The organism is Stenotrophomonas capsici (genome assembly GCF_034961085.1).
In the GTDB taxonomy this organism is placed as follows: Bacteria; Pseudomonadota; Gammaproteobacteria; order Xanthomonadales; family Xanthomonadaceae; genus Stenotrophomonas; species Stenotrophomonas capsici.
In genome coordinates, this window is the sequence record NZ_JAYFUH010000180.1 from 1 (window position 1) to 5,787 (window position 5,787).

Here is a 5,787-nt window from a genome sequence, read left to right on the forward strand (position 1 = left end):
GCGCTACGTGGTGATCGACGAGATCCACACCTACCGCGGCGTGTTCGGCAGCCACGTCACCAACGTGATCCGCCGGCTCAAGCGCATCTGCGCGTTCTACGGCGTGCAACCGCAGTTCATCCTGTGCTCGGCCACCATCGGTAACCCGCATGCGCATGCCGAGGCACTGGTGGAGGAACAGGTGCATGCGATCACCGAGAGCGGCGCACCGGCCGGGCCCAAGCACGTGCTGCTGTGGAACCCGCCGGTGATCAACCCTGACCTGGGCCTGCGCGCCTCGGCGCGTTCGCAGGCCAACCGCATCGCCCGCATCGCGATCAAGAGCGGCCTGAAGACGCTGGTGTTCGCGCAGACGCGGTTGATGGTGGAAGTGCTGACCAAGTACCTCAAAGACATCTTCGACAACGACCCGCGCAAGCCGGCGCGCATCCGCGCCTATCGCGGCGGCTACCTGCCCACCGAGCGCCGCGAGGTGGAGCGCGCGATGCGCGCCGGCGACATCGACGGCATCGTCAGCACCTCGGCGCTGGAGCTGGGCGTGGACATCGGCGCGCTGGACGTGGTGGTACTCAACGGCTACCCCGGCAGCGTGGCGGCGACCTGGCAGCGCTTCGGCCGCGCCGGCCGTCGCCAGCAGGCGGCGCTGGGCGTGATGGTGGCCAGCAGCCAACCCCTGGACCAGTACGTGGTGCGGCACCCGGACTTCTTCGCCAACGCCACGCCCGAGCACGCGCGGATCGCGCCGGACCAACCGCTGATCCTGTTCGACCACATCCGCTGCGCGGCGTTCGAACTGCCGTTCCTGGCCGGTGAGCCGTTCGGGCCGATCGACCCGCTGGTGTTCCTGCAGGCGCTGGCCGAAACCGAGGTGATCCACCAGGAAGGCGACCGCTGGGAGTGGATCGCCGACAGCTACCCGGCCAACGCGGTGAGCCTGCGCGCGGTGGCCGATGGCAACTTCGTGGTGGTGGACCGCAGCGACGGCAAGCAGCAGATCATCGCCGAGGTGGACTACTCCGCCGCCGCGCTGACCCTGTACGAAGGCGCGATCCACATGGTGCAAAGCACGCCCTACCAGGTCGAGCGGCTGGACTGGGACGGGCGCAAGGCCTACGTCACCCGCACGCACGTGGACTACTACACCGACAGCATCGACTACACCAAGCTCAAGGTGCTGGATCGCTTCGACGGCAACGTGGCCGGGCGCGGTGACTCGCACCACGGTGAGGTGCACGTGGTGCGGCGCGTGGCCGGCTACAAGAAGATCCGCTACTACACGCACGAGAACATCGGCTACGGCCCGGTCAACCTGCCCGACCAGGAGCTGCACACCACGTCGGTGTGGTGGCAGTTGCCGCAGGCCACGCTGCTGCGCAGCTTCGCGCAGAAGCAGGACGCGCTCGATGGCTTCCTCGGCGCGGCATACGCGCTGCACATCGTCGCCACCGTGGCGGTGATGGCCGATGCGCGCGACCTGCAGAAGGCGGTGGGCAACGGCGACGGCGCGTGGTTCGCGGTGGCCGACCAGACCGGTCGCGGCCAGCTGCGTGGCGTGGAAGGCGGTGAAGGCGCGGTGGAGCTGATGCAGAGCTTCGTGCCGACCGTGTACCTGTACGACAACTTCCCCGGCGGCGTCGGCCTGAGCGAGCCGCTGTGGCTGCGCCAGGGCGAGCTGGTGCCGCGCGCGCTGGAACTGGTCGAGCGTTGCGACTGCACCGCCGGCTGCCCGGCCTGCGTGGGCCCGGTGCTGGCCGCGCAGGAAGAAGGCAACGGCGTCACCCCGCGCGCGCTGGCGTTGCGGGTGCTGTCGCTGCTGTCGGACGAACGTTGTGAGCAGGTGCAGGCCGTCGTGATGGATGAGGCGCTCGACCTGCTGCCATGAGCATCAGCCTGGACAAGCTCAAGGCACTGCGCAGGCAGGCCGGCCATGCAGCGCAGGCCCCTGCGGTGGAAACGCCCTTGGGCGCGAAACCGGCGCCGGTCGAAGCCGCGGCCACACCGGCGGTTGCACCAGGCACTTCGTTGGCTGCGGATGCACCTACGGCGTCACTGCCAACGCCGCCCCAGCGACAGGCGGACCAAGGCGGTTCGGTGTTCGGCTGGGTCGATGCGATCCAGCACAAACCCAGCCCGCCGCGCGCGCAGGACGGTGATGCGCTGCGCAGGCTGCTGGCCTCACGCAACCGCGCGATCACGCACACCCCACGCGCCGAGCGCAGCGGGCCGGTCGACCGCAGCCTGCCCGGCACCGAGGTCGCGCCCGGCCTGCACCTGATCGAAGCCTTCATTCCGCAGGCCATTCCCGCCCAGCCGTTGTCACTGGCCTTCAGCAAGCGGCCGGATGAAACGGTCGCCGCGCAGGACCTGTTGTTCTTCGATACCGAGACCACCGGCCTGGCCGGTGGCACCGGCACCCGTGCTTTCATGATCGGTGCCGCCGACTGGTACCGCGACGCACTGCGCGGCGAAGGCCTGCGCGTGCGCCAGTTGTTGATGTCCACGATGGCGGCCGAAGGCGCGATGCTGGAGCGGTTCGCCAGCTGGTTGTCGCCGTCCACCGTGTTGTCCAGCTACAACGGCCGCAGCTACGACGCCCCGTTGTTGAAGACCCGCTACCGCCTGGCGCGGCGCGGAGACCCGATCTCGGCGCTCGACCACGTGGACCTGCTCTACCCGACACGGCGTCGCTATCGCGGCACCTGGGAGAACTGCCGGCTGGCGACCATCGAACGCCAGCTGTTGCGCATCGCACGCGAGGACGACCTGCCCGGTTCCGAGGCACCGGCGGCGTGGCTCAACTACCTGCGCGGCGGCAGCGCGCGCAACCTGCGCCGCGTCGGCGAGCACAACCACCAGGACGTGGTGACGCTGGCGCAGCTGTTCCTGCGGCTGGTGCAGGCCGAGGCCGACGAGCGCGCGGCGCTGGCGTTGACCGGGCAAGGCTGACCCGCAGGCATCGGCAGGCGGCGTTACCGCGTGCTGCCGTCCTGCCGGTGGATGGGATGGATGCCGGGCATGCGGCGGCGGCACGACGCAATGGGCCGGCACCGCAACGCGGGCCGGCCCATGCACCCTCAACCGTTGATCGGCCGCGCGATGCCGTTACGGATGACCTGGTCGATCAGGCGCTCGACTTCCTGGCGGGCGCGCTGGCTCGCCGCAGCCTGCTGCCGGCCGAGTTCACTCTGCTGGCGGCCCAGCTCAGCTTGTTGGCGCGCCAGCGATCGCATCTCCTCGCGCATCGCCGGGTTGTCCATTTCCGCACGCGCCTTCTCCGCTTCGCGGCGCGCGTCTTCCATCGCCCGGCGCGCCGATGCGTCGTCCCGGCGCGCCAGCGCTAGCTCGGCCTGGCGCGCGGCGATCTCACCGATGCGCTCGCCGATCTCCCCCATGCGCTCGCCGATTTCACCCTGACGCTCACCCAACGCGCCCTGGCGGTCACCCAGCTTGCCCTGTTCGTCGGCGATGCGCTGCGTCTCCTGGTGGATCTGCTGGAAGCGCGACAGCGTGTCGGCATCGTGCACCACGTAACGCTTGCCGTCGCGGCGCAGCAGGATCACGCCATTGCCATCGTTGAGCCGCTGCGCCTGGTGCAGGTCGGCGAGCGTGCCGTTCATGATGCTTTGGTTGCCTTTGACCAGCACGTAGCTGTTGCGGCCGCCGTCATCACTGAGGTGGATCACGCCTTGCGTGCTCAGCGATCGCGCCGGTGCAACCGGTGCAGCCGGCGCTGCAGGAGCGGCCGGTGGCTTGGCCGCGCGGGGTGCGGGCGGAGCGGGCGGTGCCGGGGGCACCGGCAGGTCATCCAGGTCACCGTTGGTACGGATCACGGTGTGCTCCACCGACGCGCCGGCTGCCGGTGCAGGCGGTACCGGCGGCGGCGGCGGCGCCAGCGGGGCTGCAGGCGGCGCCGGGGGCGCGGGCGGGCCCGGCATGGCGACCAGGCGCATCGGCAGCACCCCCGCCAGCGCGACCGCGGCCAGGATGAGGCCCGCGCCGACGCGCGGGAACGAAGAGGTGTTCTGCAGCATGAGCAATCTCCGCTTGAGGCTGAGGAAGGTCGGCGAAGCACTGGCAAGGCCAGCGCCGGGCCGGGGTGCGACGCCCAGCTGCAGCAGCAGGCGTCCGTAGTGCTGGCGGCAATGGCGGTCGCCGGCGACCACCGCGGCATCCACCGCGGCTTCGCGGGCGATGGCGTATTCGCGCGCCGCCAGATGCACCAGCGGGTGGAAGAAGAACAGGTGTTGGGCCAGGGCCGGCATCAGGCCCAGCCACAGGTCGTGGCGCTGCAGGTGCACCAGCTCATGGGTCAACGCCATGTCCAGGTCGTCGTCACGCATGCGCGGCAGGCCACGCGCCGGCAACAGCAGCACCGGCCGCCAGGGACCGATCAACTGCGGCGAGTCGATGGCACTGCTGAGCATCAGCCGCGGTGCACGCGACAGGCCATGGGCCTCGGCGGCCAGCCTCAGGGCCGCGTTGAGCTTGTGGTCCTGGCACGGCTGGGCGTGGCGCAGCAGCGCGCGGCTGGCACGCCAGGCCACCCAGGTGCGCAGCGCCATCACCAGCACGCCGGCCAACCACACCGCCATCACCACCTGCAGCCAGGACCAGCCGCTCTCCAACGGCAGTGGCTGCATCACGATCACCGGTGCGGCATTGGCCTGCGGCGGCGCGGCAGCGGCGGCCTGTTGCACCACGTTGACGGTGCTGTCCATCGCCGGCAGCACCGGCAGCTGCAGCGGTGCGCTCCAGACCAGGCCGACCACCGCCTGCAGCGCGACCAGCCACCACAGCGCGCATTGGGTGCTGGCCGGCAGGCGCCGCACGAAGCGGCACAACGCCCAGACCAGCGCGGTGAGCACGACGGTCTGCACGCTGGTGGCGAGCAGGCGGTTGCCCAGCAGTTCGAACAGGCTGTCCATGATCAATCCTCCCGGCGCTGCGACTGCAGCTTGCTGACCAGCGCTTCCAGTTCGGCCAGCTCGTTGTCGCTGACGGCGGCCTTTTCCGACATCCACGCCACGAACGGCGAGATCGAACCCTGCAGGGTCTTCTCCACGAAGCTGCCGACCGCGCTGTTGACCACGTCCTGCTGCTCGGCGGTGGTGTGGTAGCGGTACACGCCGTCCTGCTGGGCGCGCTGCAGGTACCCCTTGGTGCGCAGCCGCTCCATCATGGTCAGCACGGTCGAGCGGGCCAACCCGCGCGCCTCGCCGAACGCCGTGGCGACCTCACCGACACTGGTGGGTTCGTTCTCTCCGATGTACTGCAGCAGGGCCAGTTCCTGGTCCCCGATGGTCTTGCGGCGCATGGCCCGCTCCGGTGACTACACGTGTCGTCACGGTAGGCCTGACTACAAATGTAGTCAATAGCCCGGTCGGCACCCTGCCGCACGGCCACATGAACGCTTCAGCCAAACCGTGGGCGGCATAAGCTCCGCCGGTTCAGGAAGCTGCGCTTTCGATCTGCCAGCGCACGAACTCGCTTTCGAATTCGGCCAGGGTGAGCAGGCCGACGCAGGCGTGGGCGCCGGTTGGCAGAGGCTCGCCTCGGGCGAAGCGGCGCGCCAGCAGCACCGCGGCGAAGGTCGGGATCTCCGGGCCGTGCAGCATCGGTGCGGTCAGGTCCCAATGCGCGGTGTGGGTAACACCGCCGCGCAGCCCGCGCAGGGTCACGCGCATGCCGCCCAGGTCGGTGCCGAAGCGGTCGAACCAGCGTCCTGCACGGGCGAAGACGCCGGCCATGGCCTCCATCGGCAGTGGCAACCCGCAACGACGCAGCCAG

The 5,787-nt window shown here is 70.1% G+C and carries 4 protein-coding genes and 1 pseudogene; 2 read left to right on the forward strand and 3 right to left on the reverse strand.

From position 1 onward, the window contains the following. Positions 1-1,882: DEAD/DEAH box helicase (locus VA603_RS10915; RefSeq protein ID WP_323438839.1), on the forward strand; the 1,882-nt coding region annotated here is incomplete at its 5' end. Then, complete coding sequence (locus VA603_RS10920) at positions 1,879-2,946, forward strand: ribonuclease H-like domain-containing protein (RefSeq protein WP_323438840.1); 1,068 nt, start codon at positions 1,879-1,881, stop codon at positions 2,944-2,946. The genes VA603_RS10915 and VA603_RS10920, both read left to right, overlap by 4 nt. A gap of 128 nt (positions 2,947-3,074) precedes the next feature. On the opposite strand, the gene VA603_RS10925 is transcribed toward VA603_RS10920, so the two are convergent. The 3 genes and pseudogenes from VA603_RS10925 to VA603_RS10935 form a co-directional block, all read right to left on the reverse strand. After that, positions 3,075-4,925, reverse strand: a complete 1,851-nt coding sequence (locus VA603_RS10925; protein ID WP_323438841.1) for a M56 family metallopeptidase — start codon at positions 4,923-4,925, stop codon at positions 3,075-3,077. 2 nt (positions 4,926-4,927) lie between these two features. Further along, entirely contained in the window at positions 4,928-5,314 is a 387-nt protein-coding gene (locus VA603_RS10930; protein WP_132864026.1) for a BlaI/MecI/CopY family transcriptional regulator, read from the reverse strand. Positions 5,315-5,447: 133 nt separating this feature from the next. After that, a pseudogene (locus VA603_RS10935) lies at positions 5,448-5,787 on the reverse strand (saccharopine dehydrogenase); the annotation flags it as partial.

Bases quoted from the DNA above. Each gene is read 5' to 3' on its own strand.
- VA603_RS10920 (WP_323438840.1), top strand. From the start codon at position 1,879: ATGAGCATCAGCCTGGACAAGCTCAAGGCACTGCGCAGGCAGGCCGGC.
- VA603_RS10925 (WP_323438841.1), bottom strand. From the start codon at position 4,925: ATGGACAGCCTGTTCGAACTGCTGGGCAACCGCCTGCTCGCCACCAGC.
- VA603_RS10930 (WP_132864026.1), bottom strand. From the start codon at position 5,314: ATGCGCCGCAAGACCATCGGGGACCAGGAACTGGCCCTGCTGCAGTAC.